Genomic DNA, 25,755 nt, shown 5'->3' on the forward strand with positions numbered 1-25,755 from the left:
CCTAAAAGATACAAACTTGGGTTCCATGACCAAGGGTAGAATCTATTTTCAATTCCCTTCCGATTCGAGCTGCACGGTTTCTCATATTTCCCAGCCCATTTCCCAAACTTTCCTTCGTTATTCCTTTTCCGTCGTCTTCGACACAAACACGTATATGGCCGTTTTGTCGCGAAAAAACAATTTTGATATGGGTAGCTTCAGCATGCTTGATGGCATTGTTTAGCGCTTCTTGAGCCACTCTGTAGTAATTCACCCCTTCCAGAGAATTCAGAAGGATGTCATTTTCCAAGCCATCTTCCAGCTGAAGTTTAAAATCTATTTGAGGACAGGCTGTTTTTGCTTTAGTGATCAATCCAGCCAAGCGACTCTGTAGATCACCCAGACTGATATTGTCCTTGTTCATCGCCCAGATGGTATCGCGCAGTTCGTTCACGGTCTCCACAGTGAATGCCGAAATCTTATCGATTTTTCCAGCCATTTTCTCTTTACTCAATTCAAAAAATTTCAGGTTGTCCAGAGATGAAACGATGAAGGTAAGCTGGGCCCCGATGTTGTCGTGTAGATCAGAAGAAATTCTGTTGCGTTGCTCGTGCAGCTGTTTTTGAATTTCCTGCTCGGCATAGATTTGCTGTAGTTTAGCTTCTTGTTCCAGGTGTCTATTTTTAGTTTTTTGTCTATAGTAGATGAAAAAAGCTACACCCAAAATGATCAGCAGAAACACCGCGAGCAGTAAGATTTGGTTGTTTCTGTTTTTCACTAACAATTCATGCTCAACTAGTGAAGCACGGCTTTCGGCCAATTCCCGCTCCTTCGTCTGGACTTGGTATTTCGCTTCCAGTTCTCCGAGCATTTTCACACGCTCCTCTTTGAATATAGAATCCTTCAGAGTGGAGTATTGCTCCAAGTAATCCATCGCAAGCGAAAGCTCCCCCTTGGCCTTGCTAAAGCGATATTGCTCCTGCAGGTAGTCCCTCATTTTCTCGGTGGATTGGGATTCTACTACATATTTATAAGCAGAATCCATCATCATTTCCGCTTTTGAAAAGTCACGAAGTTTATAGGCAATCGTTGCCAGGTTGGTGTAATTGGCCGCCAAACTATACTGATCCTCATCTTTCTTGTTTAGACTTACAGCGGTCTGGATCCAAGTTGCCGCTTCCTTGTATTTCTCCTGTTTCAGCAGCGTATTTCCTATGTTATTAAAGGTAAAAGTGATTCTAGAACTGTCGAGCTTATCTATATTTTCAAAGATCTTGTAGTGATAAAATAGCGCAGAATCAGGTTTGTCCCAGTCATCAAAATTGATCCCAATAGCATTGAGTGAGAAAGCGATGAAAGTTGGGTTTGCCTTGCTGAAATGGGTGAGCAAGGAATGGGCTTTTTTGCCATATTCCACGCCTCTGGCATAGTCCTCCATGTCATGATAGACCACCGAGATATCTAACAGCGCATAGCCCATGTAATTACTATCCAGTCCAGCTGTAGCATTTTCTAGGCCTTTTTGGGAAAAGAACAAGGCTTGATCCCAATTACCGGAGTTTGCTTCCAACCTATTCAAACGAATGTAACAAAGGCTAACCAGGTCGTTACTCTGCTTAGGGTCCAAAAGCGCAGCACTTTTAAGAAAAGTCTCATGAGCCAGCGCGTTTTCGAAGTTTCGGTTGTACTTCTCAGCTACGAAAAAGTAATAAATCCCGCTGTCATTGGCGGTATGCAGATTTGCTTTTTCTAGCTCAAAAATAATAGCTACAGAGTCAGGATTGGAGTAGGTTCTACCAAGTCTCTTTCTCAAATCTTGTGAAAAAGAGGAAGTAGAAAGCAATAAGAAAACCAGACTAAGAGTGAAAAATCTAAGCATTTATGAGTTTTTTCTGTGAGAAAAATACAAAAAAATTGCCGTTGGCCTACTTATAACCAACGGCATCGAAAGAATTATTTTAAGAAATTTACCCGTAAATCTCTTCTAGAATCTGCGCAAGTCGTACGCTGGCAGCAATCAATCGTTCTTCTATAAGTGGCATATTTTCATAACCATAAGCATAGGAGATTTTCTTATTCTCAGGAATATTATAGACTGAAGGTCTCAATGCGACTGCTTCTGCTAGCCAGGTATCCATACCACCAGCCCTATATCCCGCGATCAAATCCTTATTCAATCGGCGGGATAGTTCATCCCCAATTTCCGAGTAGCTCATCGCTTTGCCGTCTATAATTCCGCTATCCCACACTGCATGGAGATTAGTAGCTCGCCCGAAGTACTCTACTTTCACATCGTTCCCACCGCGATCCTCACCTGTACCCACGTGAAGCGGCTGATGAATATCTTCCACCATATGAATAAGCATTTTGAGCATCTCTGCTTCTTGGGTAGGGTCCAGATTTCCAGCTTTTAGTTTATTCTTGATACGATTGATTTCAGCATAGGCATTCCCGCCTTTTTCTTGAATGGATTCTTCGTACTCTCCATTTTTGCTGGTCAAGTAGTGCCAGGAATTAGCATAGTCGTAGGAATTATCAGATTTGATTTCATCCATCCAAGTGCCACTTCTACCAATGGACATAGGATAAAGTACTTTCTCTACTTTTTTCCTAACAGATTTTTTCAATTGCTTTTCAGCCATGTAGCCAATCAAATAATGGCCAAGCTGCCCCCAAGCAAAGGACTGGGTGATAAGTAGAAATAGGAAAATAGAGGTTGTTAAGAATTTTTTCATGAGCATACGAGAAAGGAAAGAGGAAAATTACTTAGAAATGATTGGAGGAAGGTTATCGTAAGATTAAGCTTTGTCGAGCTCAGAGACGGCTAAGAAGGCCATCAAACCCGCTCCAACTTCCAAGGCATCTTCGTCGATATCGAAAGTAGGGGTATGAACGCCGGACGTGATGCCTTTGGATTCGTTTCTAGTTCCCAGTCTATAGAAACAACCTTCGACTTCCTGAGAATAGAATGCAAAATCCTCTGCCGCCATCCATATATCAAGATCTAGTACATTTTCTTGACCTAAATAGGCTACAGCTGCCTGATGGGATCTATGGGTGAGTTCCGGATCATTTTTCAAAAATGGATAGCCTTTCTTGATCTCAAAATCAACTTCTCCACCCATACCTTCGACTATTCCTTTGGCGATAGAAAGCATTTTTTCATGTGCTTTAGCCCTCCATTCCTCATCAAGTGTACGGAATGTACCTTGAATTTTGACTTCATTCGGGATCACATTAGTAGCTCCCAATGCCTCCACTCTTCCGAAAGAAAGCACGGAAGGAATCTTCGGGCTAGCGGCTCTACTCACCACTTGCTGCAAAGCTACAATCATGTGCGAAGCGATCAAAACCGGATCGATCAACGTCTCAGGCATAGCGGCATGGCCGCCTTTCCCTTTCACAGTCACGTAGATCTCATCTGCGCTAGCCATGTAAATGCCAGGTCGGAAACCAACTTTTCCTACTTCTATAAATGGCATTACGTGCTGACCGATGATTCCGTTTGGCCGTGGATTTTCTAACACCTGATCGGCGATCATCAGGGATGCGCCACCTGGAGCAACTTCTTCTCCAGGTTGAAAAATTAGTTTCACAGTACCTTCAAACTCATCTTTCAATTCATGAAGGATTTTGGCTGCGCCCAAAAGTGATGCAGTGTGTGCATCATGTCCGCAGGCATGCATGACCCCTGGTATTTGGGATTTGTAAGGTACTTCATTAGCCTCGATGATCGGCAAAGCATCCATATCAGCACGAAGTGCTATGACTCTTTTACTTGGATTTTTTCCCTCTATCAACGCGGCCCAACCCGTATTTGCTTTGGATTCAATGGTCGTAATTCCTATTTCCTGAAGTTTTTCCTTCACAAACTTAGCTGTGTTATATTCTTGATAGGAAAGTTCAGGATTAGCGTGAAGGTGACGACGATTGGCAATTACTTCATTTTTGTAGGCCGAAGCCAGTGATTTAATTTTGTCCTTCAGCATTATCTTGGTTGAGTTCATTGACGGTTTTGAATTCCTCACGCTGGAATCGATCTTGAATTATCCTAGCTGTGGGAAATTGCGTTTTTACTGCAGTGAAGCTTTTTTGTGCTTCTATTTTGTGAGCAAACTTCCCGACTTTCACCAAGTATCTTGGCTGCTCATATTGCATTTCAGGGACAAGGTCGGGGAAATTCATAGCCAGATCATCCCTAGTCTTGAATGCCTTGGCCCGGTCAATTCCTGAATAAACCAGCACTGAAAATCCATTAAAATAGGGTTCAGATTTATTTTTGCTGATAAGACTAGCTTGGACTTGATCCAATTGAGCATCGATCGCCTCAGTAGAAGCAGAAGATTCAACGAATGGTTTGGCGCTCATTTGCGCTCGGTAATCTGGGTATTTAGGAAGAGAAGCGTCTAAATTTTCCTGATAATTCGCATAGTTTGCTGCAGAACTTGAGGTCTTGCTAGTCGATTTACAACTTGCTAAAATCAATCCTAATCCTAAAATCCAGAAAACTCTCATAGTACTTTTAATTATCGATGATTACACATTTACCATCCTGCACATCTTGTTCCACACTTTTGTATTTCACGTCAGATTTGGTTGTGCCATTGGTGTATTGCACAGAGACTTTGTCATTTCTACCGTAGGCTTTTTCCGATTTTCTAGGAGCCACCACTTGTGGCGCAGGTCTTCCAGCATTAGAAGCTGCGACCGCCGCACGGTTTGCACCCGGGTTTAGCGTATTTCCTGCATCCGCTTTGGAGGCTTGTACTTGTGTCTCAGTAGGGCGAGGCGGTGCTGCGGCATGTACTTGATTTGGATCTTGCTTAGGCAAATCAGCTCTGGTCAGGAACGATATCATGTCTTCATTCAGCTTGCCGATGAATCGCTTGAACATCTCAAAGGACTCAAACTTATAGATCAATAATGGATCTTTTTGCTCATATACGGCATTTTGTACCGACTGCTTCAAGTCATCCATATCTCTTAGATGCTCTTTCCAGTTCTGGTCAATGATAGCTAGTGACACATTTTTCTCAATTGCTCTAATCAGCTCCCTACCTTCTGAAGCTATAGTAGCTTCCAGATTCACTACCACGCCTATTTGCTTCAACCCATCGGAAATAGGAACCATGATATCTTTCACAGTAGCTCCTCGCTCATCCTGAACACGCTTGAAGATCGGCAAAGCTGTATTCATCATCACGTCACTTTTCTTTTGATAGGTTTCAAAAGCGAGATTATAAAGCTCCTGCGTCAACTGACCGGCATCTTTAGATTTCAGGTCATTTTCAGAAATATTATAATCCAATCCAAGTGTAGTGAACACGTTCATCCTGAAGTCTTCTGGGTCTGTACTGGATTTCCCAATATCCACTAACCCTTCACAGACATCATAGAGAATATTCAAAATATCCAGCTCCAGTCTATCGCCTTTCAGCGCATTTCTTCTTCTTTTATAGACCACTTCTCGCTGTGAATTCATCACGTCATCGTATTCGAGTAGTCTTTTTCTTGTACCAAAGTTATTCTCCTCCACCTTGCGCTGTGCACGTTCGATAGATTTGGAAATCATGCTGTGTTGGATCACTTCACCTTCTTCCAGCCCCATTCTATCCATCAACTTAGCAATACGATCTGAACCGAAAAGTCGCATTAAGCTATCTTCCAGTGAGACAAAGAACTGGGAAGAACCCACGTCTCCTTGACGTCCGGATCTACCTCTCAGCTGTCTATCTACACGTCGTGACTCGTGACGCTCTGTGCCTATAATCGCAAGGCCGCCAGCCTTTCTAGCTTCTGGAGTCAATTTGATATCTGTACCTCGACCAGCCATATTTGTGGCGATGGTCACTGTCCCAGCCTGACCTGCGATCGCTACTACATCGGCTTCTCTCGCATGCTGCTTGGCGTTCAATACCTGGTGAGGAATCTTCTTCAAGGTCAGCATTCTGCTAAGTACCTCAGAGATTTCTACCGAAGTGGTACCCACCAAAACTGGCCTTCCAGCAGCAACTAGTTCATTGATCTCATCACCTACTGCGTTGAATTTCTCACGGACAGTTTTATACACTTTATCTTCCCGGTCAGCTCTGATGATTGGCTTGTTGGTAGGAATCACCACCACATCTAGTTTGTAGATTTCCCAGAATTCCCCGGCTTCAGTCTCTGCTGTACCAGTCATGCCAGCCAGTTTGTGGTACATTCTGAAGTAGTTTTGAAGAGTAATCGTCGCGTACGTCTGTGTGGCATCTTCCACTTTCACGTTTTCTTTCGCTTCTATCGCTTGATGTAGTCCGTCTGAATACCGGCGACCTTCCATCACACGGCCCGTCTGCTCATCGACAATTTTCACTTTGCCATCCACCAAAATATACTCGGTGTCTTTTTCGAACATGCAATAAGCCTTCAGCAGTTGATTCACTGTATGAATACGCTGGGCTTTGACGGTGTAGTCTTTGATTGCTTCTTCTTTGCGAACAAGCTTTTCGGTATCAGATACATTTTCATCTTTCTCCAGCTCGGCTATGATTACTCCAATATCTGGAAGAATGAAAAATTCCGCATTCTCATTCTTAGTAGTCATCGTCTCGATACCACGATCAGTTAGATCGACTACGTTGGTTTTTTCATCTATAGTAAACAAAAGCGGCTCGTCTGCCTCAGGCATCTGACGCTTATTGTCTTGAAGGTAGAAATTCTCCGTCTTCTGAAGGATCACTCTAACTCCCGGCTCTGATAGGTATTTGATCAAAGGCTTATACTTCGGAATGCCTCGATAAGCACGGAAAAGTGCCAGACCCCCTTCTTTTTCATTGCCGTCTGCAATCATTTTCTTGGCAGAACTCAAAAATCCCTGCACCAATTTTCTCTGTTCGTCAACCAGCGTAGAAACCCTAGGCTTCATCTCATCGAACTCATGCACATCACCTTTAGGCACTGGACCGGAGATAATCAGCGGTGTTCTCGCATCATCAATCAACACAGAATCGACCTCATCAATCATCGCAAAATGATGCTTGCCTTGCACCAAATCGCCCGCTTCCCGAGCCATATTGTCTCTCAGGTAATCGAACCCAAACTCATTATTGGTACCGTAAACGATATCCGATCGGTAAGCTTTTTTACGTCCTGCGGAGTTAGGAGTGAATTTGTCTATACAATCCACCGTCAACCCGTGGAATTCAAAAAGTGGCGCATTCCATTCGGAGTCACGCTTGGCCAGGTAATCATTCACCGTTACGATGTGAACACCTCGTCCTGCAAGGGCATTGAGGTAAGCAGGTAGAGTAGAAACCAACGTTTTACCTTCACCAGTAGCCATCTCGGCGATTTTACCTTTGTGAAGTACCATACCACCGATCAGCTGTACATCGTAGTGAACCATGTCCCAAACTACTTCAGTACCCGCAGCCATCCATTTGTTATGCCAGATAGCATCATCGCCTAGGATTTCTACATTTTGCTTGCTTGCAGAGAGTTCACGATCTCGGTCATTTGCCTTCACGACTAGTTTTCCGTTTTCCTTGAATCGTCGTGCGGTTTCCTTTACTACTGCGAAAGCTTTTGGAAGCACCTTCTCCAAAACAACCTCCAGAGCCGTATTTCTATCTTTTTCGATCTGATCTATTTGATTGAAAAGCTGATCTTTTTCATGAATAGCCTTAGCCGGCAACTCATTGACCTTGGCTCGGATCGATGAGATCTTATCATCGTATTCCTTCAGATGCTCATTGATCTCAGCTTTGATTTCCTGAGTTTTTTCACGCAATTGCTCATCACTGAGGTTTTTCAACCCTGCATAGACAGATTTAATCTGTTCTACGATCGGAAGAAGCTCCTTAATATCTCTGTCGGACTTTGTTCCAAATACTTTTGCAAGTCCTTTTGCTATTATATCTAACATGTTAGGTTATTGTATTTCACTGGTGAGGCTTCAAAATTAAGCCCTTTTTGTTATAATTGATAATAAAACCAGTCGGTAGGAATAGATCTGCTCGAGTGGTTCAAAGATTTATTTTTCCTTCAAAAACCTGCTCTGCAGGGCCGATGAGCCAGACTTCATTGAATCCTCCCGAATTGGAGGCATTAAATTTTACAGCTAATTGACCCCCAAGGGTTTTGATTTTAATTTCAGCTTTAGGCTGATCTTTTGCAAAAGCAATCGCAGCCGCGGTCACCCCAGTGCCGCAAGATAAGGTTTCATTTTCCACTCCTCTTTCATACGTACGCACGTAGATTTCCTTATCGTTTAATTTCTCGACGAAATTAACATTGGTTCCCGCAGGAGCATAAGAAGTATCATATCTGATCTTTTCGCCTTCGGCAAAAACCGGGTATTTTTCTACATCCTCTACAAAACGGATGTGATGCGGAGATCCGGTATTGACAAATAAGTCAGCGCCTTTTTCTATAATTCCTGCTACATCACCCATGAGCAAGTGTACTAATCCATCATTCAGGATAGCCTGGTGCGCTCCATCTATGGCTAGAAATGTGGTCTTTTCATCTAAAATTCCCAGAAATGCTGAAAAAGCAACTGCACATCTAGCACCGTTTCCACACATACTTTGACTGCCATCTGCATTGAAATAGATCATCTCAAAATCATAGTCTGCATGATTCCGTATCAAAATCAATCCATCAGCCCCTATACCAAACTTCCGGTCGCAAAGGGTAGAAACAAGTTCTAAATCAGAATCATCAAAGTTCTGCTCACGATCATCTATCATGACGAAGTCGTTTCCAGTACCTTGATATTTATAAAATGAGATTTCCATGAAAATTAATTGGGAACAAAAGGACAAAAACCCATCCAAGCCAATGAGAGAACGCAAACTTAAGCATCTTGTCACAAAAACAGACGTATTGTCTGATTCTCAAATCCAAATCCGACAGCAAATGGGTATTCAAAACTCCTACATTCATAAATTTCCTTGATATTTCACTCCATATTAATCCGGAAATCCGGGTCTTTTTTACTTATTTCAACTTTTCAAAAAATCAAAAAATGCAAGATCCAAAATCACTTACTTCAGTAGCTTTATTTCACGAAACCTTCAAACACCCCGTTTTGCCTTCTCCTATTATCCCTGAGAAAGTAAGATGCGATTTGCGCGTATCGCTTTTGGCTGAGGAACTGAAGGAATTGGAAGTAGCTATCGCAAATAATGACTTGGTGGAAGTGGCAGATGCTCTTTGTGATTTGCAATACGTGCTTTCAGGTGCGATTCTGGAATTTGGTTTGGGGGAAAAATTCAAGGATCTTTTCGACGAAGTGCAGCGCTCTAACATGAGCAAAGCCTGCAAAACTGAAGACGAAGCAAAAGCAACCGTTGCTCATTATAATGCAAAAGGCACAGAATGCTTCTATGAAAAAGAGGGAGATTTGTTTCTTGTTTTCCGCGAAGGAGATAGAAAAACCCTGAAATCAGTCGCTTATTCGCCTGCGAATTTGCAGGGGATTTTAGAAAAATAGTCTTGGAATTACCTTTAAAGTCCGCAATTAGGAGGTTTTTAAAACATCTCCTTTGTGCGTTTTAAGCTCGATAATTTTAGCTGGAAGATTAAAGCCAGCTTTTTCCAAGGCGATAAGTACGCTAAGGATAGCTGTGCTCTTGATGTCTTGGTCTGCAATAGTATCATCTAGTGTATCCACCCAGAAATTAATCTCAATATTCAAAGTACTTTCTGCAAGTTCGTTTACTCGTACAGTTACTTTTTTCTTCTCTTCCAAAATACCCGGAATTCCTCTAAGTGCTAGGTCTATCACTTCCATTGCACCTTTATAATCAGAGCCATAATCCAATCCCACCATAAAATCATACCTTAAGTACCCATCAATAGTAAAATTTACAAGAGGATTTTTGATCAAAATTGAATTTGGAATGAATACATCCTTACCATCCAAGGTTTTGATCTGAGTATCACGAAGGTTCAGGCTAAGCACTTGTCCACGTACTCCTCCCACATCTACAATATCCCCAACTTTGAAAGGTCTTTTAAAGGCAAGGAGAATCCCTGCCAGGAAATTTTCGCCGATGTCTTTCAGCGCAAAACCTATGATGAAGGCAGATATTCCAGCCCCGGCAAGCATTCCAGATACCACTCCGGTAAGTCCTATAATTCGGAGAATGATCATGATCCCCACTATAATCACAAGTGTGGCAAAGATTCCAGCTAGAAAATTTGCCAACAGATCATCATCCATCCTTTTGGTCAATCTTCTCTTGAGAAATATTCTGGATTTGCGAGAGAGAAAAAGAAATAAGAGCAAGGTGCCCAGCGCAATACCAAAAAGAATAAGCCAGTTCTGAACCTCAGCCCAGTCTATTGTGAAATTTTCAAAATCAATCATGATGGGCAAAATACAAAAAATAGAAGTGAGTGAATGCTCAATGTAAGGTAAAAGTTAAATTGTCATCCCCATTTTATTAATTCAAATTTGAGCGAATCAACTTAACACAAAAAGCCCCGTATCTCTACGAGGCTTTGAGTACCAGGAGCGGGAATCGAACCCGCACGGCCTTACGGCCACAAGATTTTAAGTCTTGCGTGTCTACCTATTCCACCATCCCGGCTTCATTCCGACATTCCGGAACTACTTACTTTTGACTTAAACAAGAAAGCCCTTGAATCAAGGGCTTTTTTGAGCGGGAGACGAGATTCGAACTCGCGACCCCGACCTTGGCAAGGTCGTGCTCTACCAGCTGAGCTACTCTCGCGTTGTAATAACTGGAACGTGATCCAGTTGAATTGTGGATGCAAAGGTAAGCGACAGAGAGAAAATTACAAGTCTTTCCTAGATAAATTTTAAAGAAACCTGAGTAAAACTGTTCTTTTCATTGATTTTCAAGCCTATATCAAAAGGGATAAGTTGATAATATTTTAACCATTTCTCCCACATTTCTTGCATTCAGCTTTTTGAGAATGTTTTTGCGATGGGTAGCGACAGTATTCACTGAGTTATTCAGGTCTGCTGCAATAGCCTTAGATTCCTTCCCCTCCAAAATTAAGGAAACGATCTCTTTCTCTTTTTTGGTCAATGAAACAACCTTCGTATTCGGAGAATTTTTGCTAACAAAAATTCGAGTGCCGTCCTCTTGCTGATAAGAATAATTCCAATCGTACCCTGTGGTCTTTGGAGGGGTATGAAGCTGCATAACCACATGAAGATCCATCGCAAAATTACCCGCGGCATCAATTAGGTAAGGACGAACTTTCCCCAACATCCAGCTGATTTTCTTCGTTTTTCGGTGCACCCAGCGTGTTGTGTAAGAAAATTCGAACGAATGCTTTTCGGCCAGAGTAAGTTGGTGAAAGCTGTCAAAAACTATTTTTTGAAACCGAAAAAGCTCAGACCTATCATCTGGGTGAAGCATCGCAAAGGCAGTTTCCATACCTTTGGAATGAAACATTGAAGCCGGATAACCTGTCAGTTCCTCTACATTCCCTGTGAAAAAAGCCAGGGTCAAATTTCTATAATCAAAACAAACAAACGTTAAGCCTTCACGCATCCCAATGTTCTGCGTCAAGATCTCAAGTTCCTCCATTTTCTTTTTCTCGTCAGGATATTCTTGAAATGCTTGCTCTTTCCATTCGTTGAAAAATCGAGTGAACTTATTTTGCTTTCGCAAGTCTTTGAGCAATATCTTATCCATACAAACCCACAGTTAATTTCAAATCTAATTTAACATGCATAAGTCAAACTCATTCTATTTTCTTTTTGATCTCATGTAGCTTCAAAAGTGCTTCTATAGGTGAAATCGCATTGATATCTATTCCCTCGATCAGCTCTTTTGCTTCTTTCATTTTCGGATCTAATTCGAACATACTCAGCTGATAATTGTTTTTAGGAATGGATTTGACATGCTGCTTTTGCTCTGCTACGGCTTTATCTTTTTCTAGATGAGACATGATCTCAGCTGCTCTCAGCACGATGGGATTCGGCATGCCGGCCATTTGCGCCACATGAATACCGAAGCTATGCTCACTTCCTCCAGCTTTTAACTTTCTCATGAAAATCACCTTATTTCCCACTTCCTTCACAGATACATTGAAGTTTTTGATTTTGGGAAAATCAGAGGCCAATTGGTTTAGCTCGTGATAGTGTGTAGCAAATAGGGTTTTGGCGCGGAAAGTAGGGTGATTGTGCAAATATTCCACGATCGACCAAGCAATAGAAATCCCATCATAGGTGGATGTTCCCCGGCCTATTTCATCCATTAAGACTAAACTACGATCTGATAGATTATTTAGAATACTAGCTGTCTCAGTCATCTCCACCATGAAAGTAGATTCCCCTTTGGAAAGATTATCCGAAGCTCCAACTCTAGTAAAAACCTTGTCGATAATCCCAATTCTAGCGAAAGAAGCAGGCACAAAGCTCCCCATCTGCGCCATCAACACCGTCAAAGCCGTTTGACGTAAAAGAGCGGACTTACCCGCCATATTCGGCCCTGTGATGATCATGATCTGCTGAGAATCGTGATCTAAATAAATATCATTAGGAATGTAATCCTCTCCTGGAGGCAATTGCCTTTCTATCACGGGATGGCGACCATCTTTGATTTCCAGTGTTTCCGTATCCGAAATTTTCGGTCTGGAATATCCATTAGAAAGTGCGACTTGTGCAAAAGAAAGCAACACATCCAAGGTGCCTAGCACTCTTGCGTTTTGCTGAATTTGTGTGACGTACTGCGCAGTCTCCTGCACCAATGCTAAGAAAAAACGCTGCTCAATGGCAATCATTTTATCTTCAGCATTCAGGATTTTATCCTCGTAGTCTTTAAGTTCCGGCGTGATATAACGTTCAGCATTGACGAGCGTCTGCTTGCGGATCCACTCCGCAGGCACTTTGTCTTTATGCGAATGAGTGACTTCCAGATAGTACCCAAAGACCTTGTTGAAGGCAATTTTCAATGAGGTGATCCCCGTTTTCTGAACTTCGCGCTGTTGGATCTGAACCAAAAAATCCTTGCCAGTATTGGCCAATCCACGATATTCATCCAATTCAGCATCTACGCCGTCATTGATGATGCCACCCTGGTGAGTCAGCATAGGTGCATCTTCTTTCAGCTCTTGCTCGATTTTCTCCAGCAAAAACTCGCAAGGATGTAGCTGATCAGAAAGTCGCTTCAGAGTAGGGTTCTTCTGATTTTTAAGAAGTTCCTTGATCGGAAGCGTGTTTTTCAAGGCGCGCTTAATCTGGTTTATTTCCCTTGGGTTTGCTCGACCCACGACCACTTTAGAAATTAGTCTTTCTAGGTCACCAATATGCTTCAGTGGATCGACCATTTCCTCGATTAGGGAAGGGTTTTGGTAGAAAAAATCCACTACGTTTTGACGCTCTTCGATGGCATTTTTCTCCTTAAGTGGTAGCACCATCCACTTTTTCATCATCCTAGAACCCATAGGCGTTACCGTCTGATCAAGGATATTAATTAAGGGAATTCCCCCTTCGTGCTGAGGAAAAACCAGCTCCAGATTACGGATGGTAAACTTATCCAACCAGACGTATTTCTCCTCAGCAATCCTCGAAACCGAAGAGATATGCTGTATTTCCTTATGTTCCGTTTCTTCCAAATAATACAAAATAGCCCCAGCAGCCACGATTCCAGACTGTAGCTCCTCTATCCCAAAACCTTTGAGGTTGGCTGTGCCAAAATGTGTCTTTAGCTTTTCGTAAGTGAAATCGTATTGAAATACCCAATCTTCACAGTGGAAGGTGATAAAATCATTCTTGAGTAGTTCAGAAGCAGCTTTTTTTGAAGCTTTGGAGAAAATGATTTCTGCTGGTGCAAAGCTCTGTATGAGTTTTTCTATATAAGACGCATTGCCTTCTGCACACATAAATTCCCCCGTAGAAAGGTCTAAAAATGCAATTCCGAACTTTTCCCTTCCAAAGGAAATAGACGCCAAATAGTTGTTTTTCTTAGTATCTAAGACCTGATCGTTGAAAGAAAGCCCTGGAGTCACCAATTCAGTAACCCCACGTTTTACGATTCCTTTGACAGATTTTGGATCCTCCAACTGATCACAGATCGCCACCCGGTTACCTGCACGTACCAATTTCGGCAGATAGGTGTCCAAGGAATGATGTGGAAAACCTGCCAATTCGATGTGTGAAGCTGAGCCATTTGCTCTTTTGGTCAGAACGATATCCAAAATCTTGCTTGCTCGGACAGCATCCTCTCCGAAAGTCTCATAAAAATCCCCTACCCGAAAAAGTAATAGCGCACCAGGATGCTTAGCTTTGATGGCATTGTATTGCTTCATTAAGGGCGTTTCTTTGCCGTCTTTAGACTTACTCATGGGGTATGCTTACTTTCGTACGTAATTTCGAAAACTCAATCAGGGAATAAGGTCGAAAATAAGCCATTCAAAAAGCAGAACAAAAGCCAATGAAAAAATTAAGCATGGAAGAGCTCGAAAGAGTCTCTGTCGAGGAGTATAAAGAAATGGATAAATCGCCGATTGTACTGGTTCTGGACAATGTTCGAAGCCTGAATAACGTGGGTTCTGCTTTCCGAACAGGAGATGCATTTGGTGTCGAAAAAATTTATCTCTGCGGAATTACCGGTTCCCCTCCCCATCGCGATATACAGAAAACCGCCTTGGGGGCTACTGAATCCGTGGAATGGGAATATTGCCTTAGTACTATGCTGGCGATGGAAAAACTAAAAGCATCTGACTATCAAATCTGTGCGCTAGAACAGGTAGATCGCTCAGTGATGCTTAATGATTTTGCTCCTGAAAAAGGTAAAAAATATGCCTTGGTTTTCGGTAATGAGGTTTTTGGAGTAGAAGAAGAAGTGCTCAATGCCTGTGATGCGGTACTGGAAATCCCGCAATTGGGCACTAAGCACTCCTTAAATATCTCCGTTTCGCTAGGAATAGCGGTGTGGGATCTAATGGTAAAAATGGAGCAGTTTTAGTTTTTGGCAAAACGATATCGAATACCAAAAGATCCGCGGAATAAGGAATCATCACTGAAACCTACAATTGGCGCTCCATCTATATGAAAGCCAAAATTCTTTTGATCGAAAGGATAGATATTTAACCCCACAGGAATTACTATTCCATCAAAACTGCCAACTCTCAAACCTGCACCTCCATAAAATTCAAAACTATCTGCCTTTTTAAAAATGTAGTTTGCTACCAATTCAGCAGATAGATCTTCAATATATTGGTCAGTTCCTAATCGAAATTCAGGAATAAACTTCTCTCCAAACTGGTAATTAACTCCTATAAAGGGCAGGTTACTTTGGTGAAAAGCGATAGTAGTTTGTGAAAAAGATGCCAAAGAAAAGAGGCTGAAACATGCAATAAGTACGATTTTTTTCATGTGTATAGGAGTAAGTTGTCTAAAATTTAAAATCCAAGTTCACTTAGCTTCACATGAGTTTTGATCATGTTTGAGCTCGCTTTGGCCACGATCTTACCAGAACCTTTAGTTATTACGACTTCCCAATGATTTAGGTTGGCTCCAGAACGAACTAATTTAGCCGAAACATATAATTTTTCTCCGATTTGGGCGGAAGACAAAAAGTCAACATTCAGATTGATACTAGTCATCAGGTATTCAGAACCTGTCGCAAAATTTCCCATTCCGATCACATCGTCCATCATCAGAGAGGCAACTCCTCCATGCAATATTTTTGCAGGATTGCACATTTCTGGAGTGACGGAATAAGATACTTTGATGCTATCTTTCTCAATCTCTAGGAGAGTTCCCTCCAGCCAATTACCAGCTTTGGATGGCATTTTATCCAGTTTTTTCCCCACTAATTGTCGAAACTGTTCTAAGGCTCTATTTGTCTTTTCCATTATTATTCTCGTTCATTTATCAATCTAAAATAATCACCCAAGGTAGCTTGAAGCGCATCTAGTTCTTTAGGCTCTTTCCAAATCCTCACCCAGGAGGAGTCAATTTTAATCTCAAAGTCAGCATCTGCCGCTATCCAAGGCTCAAGTTGCCTCACCTGCGCAAGAAATTGAGTGTTATTCCCATTTTCAAGCAAAAATTCCTGCGACTCTCCATCACTGGACGCTCTCAATTCAAGAGGCCAATCCACACTCTCCGGCTCTAAATATAAGTATGCCTCCTCCTTTCGGCTATTGAGGATAAGGACCAGATTCAGCAAAGGTTCTGTAGGAGAAACTGATCTATTGCCATGCCGAAAGAGCAGCATTCCTGCATCAGATCTGATTTCTCTATCATACCTAATGGCTCGCACATTCAAGAAGTATAACCGGCTAGAGGGAGATATGCGAAAAGTAAGATCATCACCGGTGTTATTCGCACGTTTGGTATTGAAAAAGGAAAGAATTAGAATCAAGCCAATAGAAATTAGACCAAAGATTTTTAGAATTTTGACCAATTCCGGAGAAAGTATATCGTTGGATTTTTGCCTTTGAGGCATAGAAATATGCTTAAAATATCAGATTTTACTCAATGTACATACGAGCCTGCATTGATATCGATGCTAGCTCCAGTCGCATGATCGGCTAAGCCCGAACAGAGAAGAGTGACCATGGGAGCGATATCTTCGGGCTTAGTCAGATCTGGCAAAGCGATATCATTTAGAGCAAATTCCTCTCCGTATGCTGACAGGATCTCTTCAGCCATATCCGTTCGTGTAAATCCAGGAGCTATCAAAAACGCCTTGATCCCTTGTTTTCCATAGTGCCTGGCGATAGATCTTGTCAAACTGACAACTGCCCCTTTGGACGCAGCATAAGCTATGTAATCAGTAGTATCACCACGAAAAGCAGCTCTGGAGGAAATATTGACTATTCGTCCATTTTGTTGCTTTAGTGCATGCTCCACAAATTCTTTACAAAGAATTCCCAGTGAAGTAGTATTCACTTGCAGTGTAAATTGCCAAATTTTGATCCAGTCCTTAGTAGGAAGGTCATCCGGAGCAGACTTTGAAATGCCGGCATTATTCACCAGACCCGAAATAGCTCCATATTTCTTAACTAATTTTGGGATGAACCCTATGACTTGGGAAGGGTCAGAAAAATCACAAGCTTCCACGAATGCTGGATTACTCAGTTCAGCCTGAAGCTTTTCCGCCTCAGTAATTCTTGAATTACAATGAATAATGACTTCAGCTCCAGAGTCTGAAAGCTGCTTTGCGATAGCTCGACCTATGCCTCGAGAAGCACCTGTGACTAGGATTCGTTGATTTTTAAGAGAAATATTCATGGAATGAGCTTGAGTTACCTTTTATTCATGGTGTAGGTTTTCAAAATAAAACTTTTCCAATTACCATTTTTCACGGATAATCAAATGCTGAATATGTGCCAAATGATGCTTGGAATGCCATTGATACATGAGTGTGACCTCAGCAAGCGGAACCGTAGCTTGGGAAGCTGGATGGAAATATGATTTTTGAAACTCTACAAAAGTCATGGAATTAAGGATTACATACCATTTGGCATGAATCAAGCGGATAAGTGAAATAGAATCAGAAACAGGTAAGGTATAATCTACCAACTCAGCCCAAGCCGCTTCATCATAAGGCTTGATCGTAGGATTGTCCTCTGTAAGTGCCCATTTGACACGCATCAAAGCATTCATGTGGCTATCGGAAAGATGATGGATTACTTGTTTGATAGTCCAACCACCAGGACGATAGGGGGTGTTCCATTGCTCCTCGGAGAAGCTCTTGGTAGTTTCTTCTAAATAAGAAGGAAAATAGCCAAGGTATTCTATGGCTTCGTTAAGGTGATTTTCTGAAATGTTTTCAGGTTTTTCGAATTTACCTATCGGGTATTTTAAAAATTCTATATCAATCATATTTAGTATCCTCCGGCTGCTATGGTAACCAAATCTACATTTTTTGCCCCATTCGCCAAAAGTACATTTGCGCAAGCACACAGGGTGGCACCCGTAGTCATCACATCATCGACTAGAAGAAAAGACTTAGTATTTACTTGCGCATAAGGAGATATCTGAAATACTTCTTCCATGTTGTCCATCCGCTGAAGACGCGATTTTTGAGTTTGAGTCTCGGTGAATTTACATCGAATCAAGGCATTAGATAATCTCACATTTAATGCTTCGCTAAGGCCCAAACCGAAATGTTCACTTTGATTATAACCTCTTCGTTTTTCTTTCACTGGGTGAAGCGGCACTGGAACGATAAAATCCCAGTTTTTAGCATAATCCTGTTGCACCAACATCTTTCCATATAAAGAGCCTAATTCGAAAGCTAGCTTAGGTTTATTCCTATATTTCAACTCATGCAGAAGTTTTTGACTATCTCCACCTTTGGTGAATTTCAAGTAAGCCATGACCATACCAACCGAGCTCAAGCCTTTCACCTTATCAGTTAAATCATTATCTACAGGCCTTAAGTGGTAACTGGTCACAGGAAGTGTACCTCGACAGATTAAACATAGGTTCAGCTCATGATCATAAAGCGTCCTGCCACACAAGAGACAATTGCGAGGAAATACCAAATCCAGAAAATCTTTCAATAAAAATAAACGCATTGCGAAATAGGCTTGTTACTATCTGCCGAGGGCAAATAGTGGTATATTTGCTATTTAATTCTTTCCTAAACAGTTAAGTTAATGAATCTCATAGAAGAATTCAACGCGTACCGTAGTCAAATGAACGACAAGATTTTGGCTGAAGACAATAAAGTAATCAAACGTATATTTAATCTTGATACGAATGCTTACGCAGAAGGAACCATTGATGTCAAATCCAAGGAAATGATGGGATTGGCCTGCTCTATGGTGTTGAGGTGTGATGACTGCGTAAAGTATCATCTAGGCAAATGCTTTGAGGTAGGTTTGACCAAGGAGCAAGTATTTGAAGTATTTTCGATTGCTACCTTAATAGGCGGAACTATTGTCATTCCTCATCTTAGAAGAGCAGCTGAATACTGGGAAACACTTGAAAATCAATAGTTTAAAATGTTCAAACGGGATCTAGACTTAGAAAAACGTTGGTCAAAATTACTAGAAGGACTGAAGGATACCATAGGTAAAAAACCTGCGGACCTAAATGGCGTACTCTTTCTTATAGGTGTTCAGGAACTTGGCCAAGGCAATAAGATATTTAGCAAAGAGCAAAAGCAAGATTTAATGCATATCGCTGTTTGCAAAGTTTTGAGCTACGATGGATTTTACCAGCTTGACTACGTAGATCAAGATGGGTGGCCTCATTGGAAATTAATAAAAGAATTACCTCATTTTGATCTGTTAGATCAGGAGAAACTCTTAAAAATCCAAGTATTAGAATATTTTGAAAAAGAATACGAAATAGTAATAGAATAGCTTGTGAAAATAGTATCCTATAATGTAAATGGCATTCGTGCTGCTATGAATAGAGGTTTTATAGATTGGCTAAAACAAGTAGAGCCAGATATAATTGGTTTACAGGAGGTTAAAGCCAATTTGGATCAGATAGATGCTACTATATTTGAAGATCTTGGATATGAAATTTATTGGTATCCAGCATTGAAAAAGGGATATAGTGGTGTAGCTATTTTGACTAAAATAAAGCCAAAATCAGTAAAATACGGAATGGAACTTTCCAAATATGACGATGAAGGAAGGATACTTCAGGCTGATTTCGAAAACTTCTCATTTCTAACAGCCTATTTTCCTTCTGGAACTACCGGCGATATTAGACAGACTTTCAAATATGAATTCTTAGACGATATCTATGGTTATGTTCAAGATCTAAGAATGACAAACCCAAATTTCATAGTAAGCGGAGATTACAATATTTGTCATAAAGCCATTGACATTCATAATCCAAAATCAAATAAGAATACTTCAGGATTCTTACCTGAAGAAAGAGCGTGGATGGATAAATTCACGGAATCAGGATTTGTAGATACCTTCCGCAAATTCAATGATCAACCAGACAATTATACTTGGTGGAGTTATAGAGCAAATTCCCGAGCAAAAAATTTGGGATGGCGGATTGACTATCACATGGCAACTACGTCTATCGAAGAGAGGATCAAAAGTGCGCATATTTTAGCTGACGCCAAACATTCAGATCATTGTCCCATTCTGATAGAAATAGAATAAAACAGTAGATACTATTCATTGAAAACATTATGATGAAAACCATAAAAATTTCTATTCCTTCTCTAATTGAGAATATAAAAGTAATTGAGAGTTTCATCGACAACGCTCGTGAAAACTTCGAAATCAATGACGATATCTACGGAAATATTATGATATCAGTAACAGAATGTATCAGTAATGCGATATTACATGGAAACCAAGGTGACAAAAATAAACTTGTCCATTTAGAATTGACACTAGAAGACGAACTGCTGTTATTCACTATTCAGGATGAGGGAGAAGGATTTGATCACAATGCGTTAAAGGATCCCACTGCACCAGAAAACATAGAAAAAATAGGAGGAAGAGGTATTTTCCTGATAAAGCATCTCTCAGATGATGTGAAATTCGAGGAGAATGGTACCAAAACAATTCTATCCTTCTACATGAATTGAGCTATGCCTATTAATTTCTTTGTTGAAGAAGTATCTTTTTCCTTAAAGGAAAAGCGAAAAAGAAAAGAATGGCTAAAGAAGCTAGCAGAAGAAGAAAATCACGTAATCAACGACTTGAATTATATTTTCTGTTCGGATGAGTATTTACATAAAATAAATATGGAATACTTAGCGCATGACACTTATACTGATATCATCACATTTGACAATTCAGAAGAGCAAGGTCATATAGAAGGGGACATATTTGTAAGTATAGAAAGGGTACTGGATAATGCAAACAATCATAATACCCAAAAAGAACAAGAGCTAAATCGTGTGATCAGTCATGGCCTTTTTCACCTGCTTGGGTATAAAGACAAAACCAAGAAGGAAGCTGAAGTGATGAGAAGGAAAGAAGAATTTGCCATAAGTTTATTTGAAAATAGTTAAACGTTCCACGTGAAACAGAATTTTTTCCAAGTGACAAATTCAAATCTGTTTCACGTGGAACACTAATAAAAAAATATAAAATGTTTCCAGTATATGACGTGATAGTAGTAGGAGCAGGGCATGCCGGATGTGAAGCTGCAAATGCAGCGGCTCAAATGGGCTCAAAAGTCCTGCTGTGCACTATGAATATGAATACAATAGCTCAAATGTCCTGCAATCCGGCAATGGGCGGTGTGGCAAAAGGGCAAATAATTAGGGAAATAGATGCGCTTGGAGGTATGTCAGGAATAATTTCTGACAAATCAATGATTCAATTCCGAATGCTAAATAGATCAAAAGGTCCTGCTATGTGGTCACCTAGATCACAGAATGATCGCATGAAATTCGCTGAAGAATGGAGGCTGGCATTGGAACAAAATCCTAATGTGGATTTCTGGCAAGAAATGATCACTGGCTTAGTGATGAAAAATGGTCAAATGAAAGGAGTCCGTACCGGTATAGGTATAGAAATACATTCAAAGAGCGTCGTGCTAACGAACGGCACCTTCTTAAATGGACTCATCCATATTGGAGAAAAACAATTTGGAGGAGGTAGAACAGGAGAAGCAGCAGCACGAGGTATAACAGAGCAATTGGTGGAATTAGGCTTCGAAGCTGGGAGAATGAAAACAGGAACCCCACCAAGAGTAGATGGTAGAAGTCTGGATTACTCCAAAATGGAAGTTCAACATGGAGATGAGAAACCGGAAAAATTCAGTTATTCCGATTCAACAAGTTCTTTAAAAGAGCAGCGAACATGCTGGATTACCTACACAAATAAAGACGTTCATTCGACTTTGGAAGAAGGTTTTGATAGATCCCCCATGTTCAATGGAAGAATTCAAGGCCTAGGACCACGTTATTGCCCTTCTATTGAGGATAAAATTAATCGTTTTGCTGAAAGAGATAGACATCAAATATTTGTAGAACCTGAAGGATGGGGTACAGTAGAAATGTATATCAACGGATTTTCGACTTCACTTCCAGAAGATATACAGTTTAAAGCTTTGAGAAAAATTGAAGGATTTGAGAATGCAAAAATGTTCAGACCTGGATATGCAATTGAATATGACTACTTCCCTCCAACTCAATTAAAACTAACCCTAGAGACTCAGCTAATTCCAAACTTGTATTTCGCCGGACAAATAAACGGCACAACTGGGTACGAAGAAGCAGCATCTCAAGGTCTAGTGGCAGGAATCAATGCTAGCTTAAAAGTTCAAGAAAAGGATCCTTTCTTACTCAATAGATCTGATGCCTATATAGGTGTCTTAATAGATGATCTTATAAATAAAGGTACAGAAGAGCCTTATAGAATGTTTACATCTCGAGCTGAATTCAGACTACTACTTCGGCAAGACAATGCAGATCTAAGATTAACTCAAAAAGGATATGATATCGGCTTAGCTTCTGAAGAGCGCTTAGAGAAAGCAAACTTTAAAAAAGAGCAAACAGCCAAACTGATAAATGATCTAAAACATAAGAAGTTCTCGCCAGAAAGCATAAACAATGGTTTGGAAGACGCAGGAACAGCTAGAATTACAGAAAAAATTTCAGCAGAAAGACTTTTGAAAAGACCACAAATAGGTCTAGACCAAATCAAAACATTTAACACTGAAATTGAAAGCTATCTTTCTAAGTATTCTAAGGAGGTATTAGATCAGGCAGAAATTCAAATCAAATACAATACCTACCTGGAGAAGGAACAGCAGATGGTAGAAAAATTAAGCAGTATGGAAAACTTCAAAATCCCCACAAATTTTGACTATAAAGCCATACCCGCACTTTCATCTGAAGGAAAACAGAAACTCTCTAAAATAAGGCCAGAAACAATGGGCCAGGCTTCAAGAATAAGTGGAGTGACACCAGCTGACTTATCTATAATCACCGTTTACCTTGGAAGATAAAATACTAGAAAAGCTAACTAAATGTCCCCTTTGTAAAAGTGGCCTTTTTCTTACTGGACAAGAAATTAAAGACCTAGCTGTAAGCCAAGAAAAATTCAGCATCTGCAACTGCACTAATTGTGGACTGAAATTTACTAACCCCAGACCTTCAGCAGAATCTATAGGGAAATATTATGATTTTCCAGAATATTTCTCACACGATGACAAGGCCACAAACCTGACACAGTTTATCTATCAAAGTGTTCGAAAATATACCATCAATCAGAAAGTAAAATTTTTGACTAGCTTAAAACCTCAAAAGGGAAAGTTCTTGGATTATGGCTGTGGCACAGCAGAACTGCTCAGCAAAGCTTCTGATAGTGGATGGAAGGTAACTGGAATAGAACCAAATGAGAAAGCTAGATCTCTTGCCAATTCAAAATTAGAAGGTAAAATACATGCCACAATTGATAAGCTTCCAAAAACTGCTTCTTTTGATATTATAACACTCTATCACGTATTAGAGCACATTCATTCATTAAGAAAAACACTAAAATTAATTATAAATCACTTAAAATCAGATGGTTATATAATTATAGCTGTGCCAAATCCTGAAAGCTATGATGCTGTAAAATATGGCGAATTTTGGGCAGGATGGGATGTACCGAGACATTTATATCATTTTAATGCTAAATCAATCGAACAGATTGGAGATATTTTTGATTTGCAACTAGTTCAAGAACTTCCCATGTATTTTGATAGCTATTATGTCTCCTTACTTTCCGAAGGCTACGCAGATCCTAACCAATCATTAGTGAAAAAATACTGGAAGGCTATAGTGGCTGGAAAAAAATCAAATCAAGAAGCAGCCAAAAGAGCAGGAAACTATTCTAGTAACTTATTCATTTTCAAAAAAAAGTGAAACACATTAATCTAATCATTGCTGTACTGATATGCCTATTAGCTAGCTCGTGTGCAAAGCAAAGCACTCCCATGGGTGGACCCGTAGATTTAGATCCTCCTAAAGTGCTAGATATGAATCCTGCTGATCAAAGCTTAAATACCAGACCAAAGGAAATTATCTTGACTTTTGATGAATACATAAAGCTTGAAAATGCAAACAAGAATATTCTAATCACTCCAAGAATTAATAAGGATGAAGTGATTTTCACCGCTATCAAAAACACGCTAGTAATAAAGCTTAATCAAGAACTAGAGGATAGCACTACCTACGTGTTTAACTTCCAAAAATCAATTCAAGATCTCTCAGAAGGGAATCCCACAGAAAATCTAAAATTAGTGTTCTCCACAGGCGAGAATATTGATAGCTTAACGTTTTCTGGAACTGTCAATTCCTATTTTCCAGGTAGAAATGATCAACTTGAGGACGCGATTGTAGGACTATATCCTATAGATGATACTACAAACGTATTCATAGCTCCCCCTTACTATTTGACACAGGTGGATTCCTTGGGCAAATTCAACATTACTAACATTAAAGCTGGTAAGTACCTTGCTTACGCCTGGAAGGATGATAACAATAGTCTTAAAGCTGAATTCAAATCTGAAGCTTTCGATTTCATCAAGGACACGATTGATATAAACCAACCTATAGAAAGAATCCAATTTAATCTGGCAAAGGGTGATCAAACACCCATAAAACTACTTAGATCATCACCCCAAGGGACAGGCTACACCCTAGTGCTAAATAAAACTCCTGTAGAAATAAAACTCGAGAACGATAAACTGGGTGAAGAGATTTTCTATTCAGTAGGAGACAAAAGAATCAATTTATATTCTAATAAAATTTCCTCAGATAGTTTGGCTATAGACCTAAGCCTAACAGATTCAGTAGGATTTAGAACAGATTCTTTGATCTATGCGAAATTTGAAGAATCAGAAAGAAGGCCTGAAAAGCTTACAGTAAGCCCAAATTCTGGCAAAAGCTTCCATCAACAACTTGACATAGAATTAACCTTCAATAAACCCATAGTTGAGATAAATTACGACTCGCTTTATTTAACCTATGACACGGCCGCTGTCATCGCAATTACGCCTGAAATGATGAGTTTCAAGGACTCATTGAGAAGGGACATACTACAGATAAATCTAAGCATTCCAGATTCCATTCCTTTTGAATTATACACCGTTAAGGCTGCAGATTCGACTTTTATGGATATAGAAGGCCAATATAATGAAGTAGAATTGTCTGCGAATTATAAAAAGCTGAAAAGGGAAACCTTAGCTGACGCCATCTCAGGAACGATTCAAGGATCGGAAGGTCCATTCATTGTAGAGCTCTTAGATAGTAAAGGAGAAATAAAAAGAGATACCTACTTAGCTACTGGAAACAAATTTACCTTCAACTTGATCGAAGCAGGCAAGTATGAAATCAGAGTGATCGAAGACAGCAATGGTAACAGAAGATGGGATCCTGCTAATTTTGAAGAGAAAAGATATGCTGAAAGAACGTTTAATTATATCGATTCAGAATCAGGAAATAAAACTATTACCATCAGAGGGGGCTGGACTATTGAAGATCTAGTGATAGATTCTACACCTAAAACCGGCAAGATTGACAGGACAAATTAATGGTGGATAAGTCACATTCCAGCTGTGGACAAGCGTGGAATACCTATCAATAACTCACTACTTATGAACCAGCCTTAATCACACATTTTCTCCAAGGCAAAGATTTGGGGAAAAGCCAACAGTTATCCACCCAAGCTAATCACACTATCCACAGCCATTTTCCCCACACCAAATACACGTACTCTAATCCACAAAAACAGAGAAATTAAAAACATTACTTCATTTCCAAAGACTTACATGTGGACAAAAAGAGGATAATCCGTGGAAAAGTGAGAAGAGATAGATTGTATTAAGTGGAGAAGATAAAAATGACTCATTTTCCACAAATCCACACTCCT

26 protein-coding genes and 2 tRNA genes are annotated in these 25,755 nt (G+C 40.3%); 11 read left to right on the forward strand and 17 right to left on the reverse strand.

The annotated features are described in order from the left end of the window. Position 1: 1 nt before the first annotated feature. From ABJH64_RS07345 to dapF, 6 genes are all read right to left on the reverse strand, one after another. The gene (locus tag ABJH64_RS07345) at positions 2–1,858 is read right to left on the reverse strand and encodes a sensor histidine kinase (protein WP_348274801.1); all 1,857 of its coding nucleotides are present in this window, start codon (positions 1,856–1,858) and stop codon (positions 2–4) included. A gap of 88 nt (positions 1,859–1,946) precedes the next feature. Beyond that, positions 1,947–2,714, reverse strand: a complete 768-nt coding sequence (locus ABJH64_RS07350; protein WP_348274802.1) for a S1/P1 nuclease — start codon at positions 2,712–2,714, stop codon at positions 1,947–1,949. A gap of 63 nt (positions 2,715–2,777) precedes the next feature. After that, entirely contained in the window at positions 2,778–3,968 is a 1,191-nt protein-coding gene (locus ABJH64_RS07355; protein WP_348274805.1) for a M20 family metallopeptidase, read from the reverse strand. After that, positions 3,949–4,494 (reverse strand): hypothetical protein, encoded by a 546-nt coding sequence (locus ABJH64_RS07360; RefSeq protein WP_348274803.1) that lies wholly within the window; start codon positions 4,492–4,494, stop codon positions 3,949–3,951. The genes ABJH64_RS07355 and ABJH64_RS07360 overlap by 20 nt, the downstream gene beginning before the upstream one ends. A 7-nt stretch (positions 4,495–4,501) precedes the next feature. After that, on the reverse strand, positions 4,502–7,882 hold the full coding sequence (secA, locus tag ABJH64_RS07365) for a preprotein translocase subunit SecA (protein ID WP_348299580.1): 3,381 nt from the start codon (positions 7,880–7,882) through the stop codon (positions 4,502–4,504). Between the two features lie 100 nt (positions 7,883–7,982). Next, complete coding sequence (gene dapF / locus ABJH64_RS07370) at positions 7,983–8,756, reverse strand: diaminopimelate epimerase (protein WP_348275367.1); 774 nt, start codon at positions 8,754–8,756, stop codon at positions 7,983–7,985. On the opposite strand from dapF, the gene ABJH64_RS07375 reads away from it, so the two are divergent. Further along, a complete protein-coding gene (locus ABJH64_RS07375; protein WP_348275368.1) occupies positions 8,755–8,916 on the forward strand; it encodes a hypothetical protein in 162 nt (53 codons plus the stop codon). The two genes, dapF and ABJH64_RS07375, sit on opposite strands and share 2 nt — an antisense overlap. Before the next feature lie 70 nt (positions 8,917–8,986). Then, a complete protein-coding gene (locus tag ABJH64_RS07380) occupies positions 8,987–9,454 on the forward strand; it encodes a nucleoside triphosphate pyrophosphohydrolase family protein (protein WP_348275369.1) in 468 nt (155 codons plus the stop codon). A 27-nt stretch (positions 9,455–9,481) separates the two neighbouring features. Here ABJH64_RS07380 and ABJH64_RS07385 read toward each other — a convergent pair whose 3' ends face one another. The 5 genes from ABJH64_RS07385 to mutS all read right to left on the reverse strand — a co-directional run bounded on the left by ABJH64_RS07385 (position 9,482) and on the right by mutS (position 14,289). Continuing rightward, on the reverse strand, positions 9,482–10,333 hold the full coding sequence (locus ABJH64_RS07385; protein ID WP_348275370.1) for a mechanosensitive ion channel family protein: 852 nt from the start codon (positions 10,331–10,333) through the stop codon (positions 9,482–9,484). A gap of 139 nt (positions 10,334–10,472) precedes the next feature. Further along, positions 10,473–10,556: transfer RNA gene (locus tag ABJH64_RS07390), tRNA-Leu, on the reverse strand. A 71-nt stretch (positions 10,557–10,627) separates the two neighbouring features. Continuing rightward, positions 10,628–10,700, reverse strand: a tRNA-Gly gene (locus ABJH64_RS07395). A gap of 138 nt (positions 10,701–10,838) precedes the next feature. Continuing rightward, a complete protein-coding gene (locus tag ABJH64_RS07400; RefSeq protein WP_348275371.1) occupies positions 10,839–11,636 on the reverse strand; it encodes a LuxR C-terminal-related transcriptional regulator in 798 nt (265 codons plus the stop codon). Positions 11,637–11,685: 49 nt separating this feature from the next. Continuing rightward, positions 11,686–14,289: a DNA mismatch repair protein MutS gene (gene mutS / locus ABJH64_RS07405; RefSeq protein WP_348275372.1), complete on the reverse strand. Its 2,604-nt coding sequence runs from the start codon at positions 14,287–14,289 to the stop codon at positions 11,686–11,688. 89 nt (positions 14,290–14,378) lie between these two features. Between mutS and ABJH64_RS07410 the strand changes: the two genes are divergently transcribed. Next, positions 14,379–14,912 (forward strand): RNA methyltransferase, encoded by a 534-nt coding sequence (locus ABJH64_RS07410; protein WP_348275373.1) that lies wholly within the window; start codon positions 14,379–14,381, stop codon positions 14,910–14,912. Here the strand turns inward: ABJH64_RS07410 and ABJH64_RS07415 are convergent. Genes ABJH64_RS07415 through ABJH64_RS07440 form a run of 6 tightly spaced genes read right to left on the reverse strand, consistent with a single transcriptional unit; the run spans position 14,909 to position 18,480 of the window. After that, complete coding sequence (locus ABJH64_RS07415) at positions 14,909–15,322, reverse strand: hypothetical protein (protein ID WP_348275374.1); 414 nt, start codon at positions 15,320–15,322, stop codon at positions 14,909–14,911. The two genes, ABJH64_RS07410 and ABJH64_RS07415, sit on opposite strands and share 4 nt — an antisense overlap. Before the next feature lie 26 nt (positions 15,323–15,348). Continuing rightward, entirely contained in the window at positions 15,349–15,804 is a 456-nt protein-coding gene (locus ABJH64_RS07420) for a PaaI family thioesterase (protein ID WP_348275375.1), read from the reverse strand. Positions 15,805–15,806: 2 nt separating this feature from the next. Beyond that, positions 15,807–16,400 (reverse strand): hypothetical protein, encoded by a 594-nt coding sequence (locus ABJH64_RS07425; RefSeq protein WP_348275376.1) that lies wholly within the window; start codon positions 16,398–16,400, stop codon positions 15,807–15,809. A gap of 29 nt (positions 16,401–16,429) precedes the next feature. After that, a complete protein-coding gene (locus ABJH64_RS07430) occupies positions 16,430–17,188 on the reverse strand; it encodes an SDR family oxidoreductase (RefSeq protein WP_348275377.1) in 759 nt (252 codons plus the stop codon). Between the two features lie 60 nt (positions 17,189–17,248). After that, positions 17,249–17,782 (reverse strand): YfiT family bacillithiol transferase, encoded by a 534-nt coding sequence (locus ABJH64_RS07435; RefSeq protein ID WP_348275378.1) that lies wholly within the window; start codon positions 17,780–17,782, stop codon positions 17,249–17,251. Positions 17,783–17,784: 2 nt separating this feature from the next. Next, positions 17,785–18,480 carry a phosphoribosyltransferase family protein gene (locus ABJH64_RS07440; protein WP_348299634.1) on the reverse strand — a complete coding sequence of 232 codons (696 nt, stop codon included), beginning with the start codon at positions 18,478–18,480 and terminating at the stop codon, positions 17,785–17,787. 81 nt (positions 18,481–18,561) lie between these two features. On the opposite strand from ABJH64_RS07440, the gene ABJH64_RS07445 reads away from it, so the two are divergent. The 8 genes from ABJH64_RS07445 (at position 18,562) to ABJH64_RS07480 (ending at position 25,417) form a co-directional block, all read left to right on the forward strand. Beyond that, positions 18,562–18,903: a carboxymuconolactone decarboxylase family protein gene (locus ABJH64_RS07445; RefSeq protein WP_348275380.1), complete on the forward strand. Its 342-nt coding sequence runs from the start codon at positions 18,562–18,564 to the stop codon at positions 18,901–18,903. Positions 18,904–18,909: 6 nt separating this feature from the next. Then, a complete protein-coding gene (locus ABJH64_RS07450; RefSeq protein WP_348275381.1) occupies positions 18,910–19,272 on the forward strand; it encodes a hypothetical protein in 363 nt (120 codons plus the stop codon). Positions 19,273–19,275: 3 nt separating this feature from the next. After that, positions 19,276–20,037: an exodeoxyribonuclease III gene (locus ABJH64_RS07455; protein ID WP_348275382.1), complete on the forward strand. Its 762-nt coding sequence runs from the start codon at positions 19,276–19,278 to the stop codon at positions 20,035–20,037. A gap of 32 nt (positions 20,038–20,069) precedes the next feature. Beyond that, a complete protein-coding gene (locus ABJH64_RS07460) occupies positions 20,070–20,471 on the forward strand; it encodes an ATP-binding protein (RefSeq protein ID WP_348275403.1) in 402 nt (133 codons plus the stop codon). A 3-nt stretch (positions 20,472–20,474) separates the two neighbouring features. Further along, positions 20,475–20,900: an rRNA maturation RNase YbeY gene (gene ybeY / locus ABJH64_RS07465; RefSeq protein ID WP_348275383.1), complete on the forward strand. Its 426-nt coding sequence runs from the start codon at positions 20,475–20,477 to the stop codon at positions 20,898–20,900. A gap of 80 nt (positions 20,901–20,980) precedes the next feature. Continuing rightward, complete coding sequence (gene mnmG, locus ABJH64_RS07470) at positions 20,981–22,846, forward strand: tRNA uridine-5-carboxymethylaminomethyl(34) synthesis enzyme MnmG (protein WP_348275384.1); 1,866 nt, start codon at positions 20,981–20,983, stop codon at positions 22,844–22,846. Beyond that, complete coding sequence (locus ABJH64_RS07475) at positions 22,836–23,747, forward strand: class I SAM-dependent methyltransferase (protein ID WP_348275385.1); 912 nt, start codon at positions 22,836–22,838, stop codon at positions 23,745–23,747. The genes mnmG and ABJH64_RS07475 overlap by 11 nt, the downstream gene beginning before the upstream one ends. 71 nt (positions 23,748–23,818) lie before the next feature. Then, a complete protein-coding gene (locus ABJH64_RS07480; RefSeq protein ID WP_348275386.1) occupies positions 23,819–25,417 on the forward strand; it encodes an Ig-like domain-containing domain in 1,599 nt (532 codons plus the stop codon). Positions 25,418–25,755 lie beyond the last annotated feature (338 nt).

Source organism: Algoriphagus sp. (genome assembly GCF_039969895.1).
GTDB lineage: Bacteria > Bacteroidota > Bacteroidia > Cytophagales > Cyclobacteriaceae > Algoriphagus.

Excerpts from the sequence above, each read along its gene's own strand:
- ABJH64_RS07435 (WP_348275378.1), bottom strand. The coding sequence starts at position 17,782 with ATGATTGATATAGAATTTTTAAAATACCCGATAGGTAAATTCGAAAAA.
- ABJH64_RS07440 (WP_348299634.1), bottom strand. The coding sequence starts at position 18,480 with ATGCGTTTATTTTTATTGAAAGATTTTCTGGATTTGGTATTTCCTCGC.
- ABJH64_RS07480 (WP_348275386.1), top strand. The coding sequence starts at position 23,819 with ATGGGTGGACCCGTAGATTTAGATCCTCCTAAAGTGCTAGATATGAAT.
- ABJH64_RS07420 (WP_348275375.1), bottom strand. The coding sequence starts at position 15,804 with ATGGAAAAGACAAATAGAGCCTTAGAACAGTTTCGACAATTAGTGGGG.
- ABJH64_RS07375 (WP_348275368.1), top strand. The coding sequence starts at position 8,755 with ATGAAAATTAATTGGGAACAAAAGGACAAAAACCCATCCAAGCCAATG.
- ABJH64_RS07360 (WP_348274803.1), bottom strand. The coding sequence starts at position 4,494 with ATGAGAGTTTTCTGGATTTTAGGATTAGGATTGATTTTAGCAAGTTGT.
- mutS (WP_348275372.1), bottom strand. The coding sequence starts at position 14,289 with ATGAGTAAGTCTAAAGACGGCAAAGAAACGCCCTTAATGAAGCAATAC.
- ABJH64_RS07460 (WP_348275403.1), top strand. The coding sequence starts at position 20,070 with ATGAAAACCATAAAAATTTCTATTCCTTCTCTAATTGAGAATATAAAA.
- dapF (WP_348275367.1), bottom strand. The coding sequence starts at position 8,756 with ATGGAAATCTCATTTTATAAATATCAAGGTACTGGAAACGACTTCGTC.
- secA (WP_348299580.1), bottom strand. The coding sequence starts at position 7,882 with ATGTTAGATATAATAGCAAAAGGACTTGCAAAAGTATTTGGAACAAAG.
- ABJH64_RS07350 (WP_348274802.1), bottom strand. The coding sequence starts at position 2,714 with ATGAAAAAATTCTTAACAACCTCTATTTTCCTATTTCTACTTATCACC.
- ABJH64_RS07380 (WP_348275369.1), top strand. The coding sequence starts at position 8,987 with ATGCAAGATCCAAAATCACTTACTTCAGTAGCTTTATTTCACGAAACC.
- ybeY (WP_348275383.1), top strand. The coding sequence starts at position 20,475 with ATGCCTATTAATTTCTTTGTTGAAGAAGTATCTTTTTCCTTAAAGGAA.
- ABJH64_RS07355 (WP_348274805.1), bottom strand. The coding sequence starts at position 3,968 with ATGCTGAAGGACAAAATTAAATCACTGGCTTCGGCCTACAAAAATGAA.
- ABJH64_RS07445 (WP_348275380.1), top strand. The coding sequence starts at position 18,562 with ATGAATCTCATAGAAGAATTCAACGCGTACCGTAGTCAAATGAACGAC.
- mnmG (WP_348275384.1), top strand. The coding sequence starts at position 20,981 with ATGTTTCCAGTATATGACGTGATAGTAGTAGGAGCAGGGCATGCCGGA.
- ABJH64_RS07400 (WP_348275371.1), bottom strand. The coding sequence starts at position 11,636 with ATGGATAAGATATTGCTCAAAGACTTGCGAAAGCAAAATAAGTTCACT.
- ABJH64_RS07345 (WP_348274801.1), bottom strand. The coding sequence starts at position 1,858 with ATGCTTAGATTTTTCACTCTTAGTCTGGTTTTCTTATTGCTTTCTACT.
- ABJH64_RS07430 (WP_348275377.1), bottom strand. The coding sequence starts at position 17,188 with ATGAATATTTCTCTTAAAAATCAACGAATCCTAGTCACAGGTGCTTCT.
- ABJH64_RS07385 (WP_348275370.1), bottom strand. The coding sequence starts at position 10,333 with ATGATTGATTTTGAAAATTTCACAATAGACTGGGCTGAGGTTCAGAAC.
- ABJH64_RS07450 (WP_348275381.1), top strand. The coding sequence starts at position 18,910 with ATGTTCAAACGGGATCTAGACTTAGAAAAACGTTGGTCAAAATTACTA.
- ABJH64_RS07410 (WP_348275373.1), top strand. The coding sequence starts at position 14,379 with ATGAAAAAATTAAGCATGGAAGAGCTCGAAAGAGTCTCTGTCGAGGAG.
- ABJH64_RS07425 (WP_348275376.1), bottom strand. The coding sequence starts at position 16,400 with ATGCCTCAAAGGCAAAAATCCAACGATATACTTTCTCCGGAATTGGTC.
- ABJH64_RS07415 (WP_348275374.1), bottom strand. The coding sequence starts at position 15,322 with ATGAAAAAAATCGTACTTATTGCATGTTTCAGCCTCTTTTCTTTGGCA.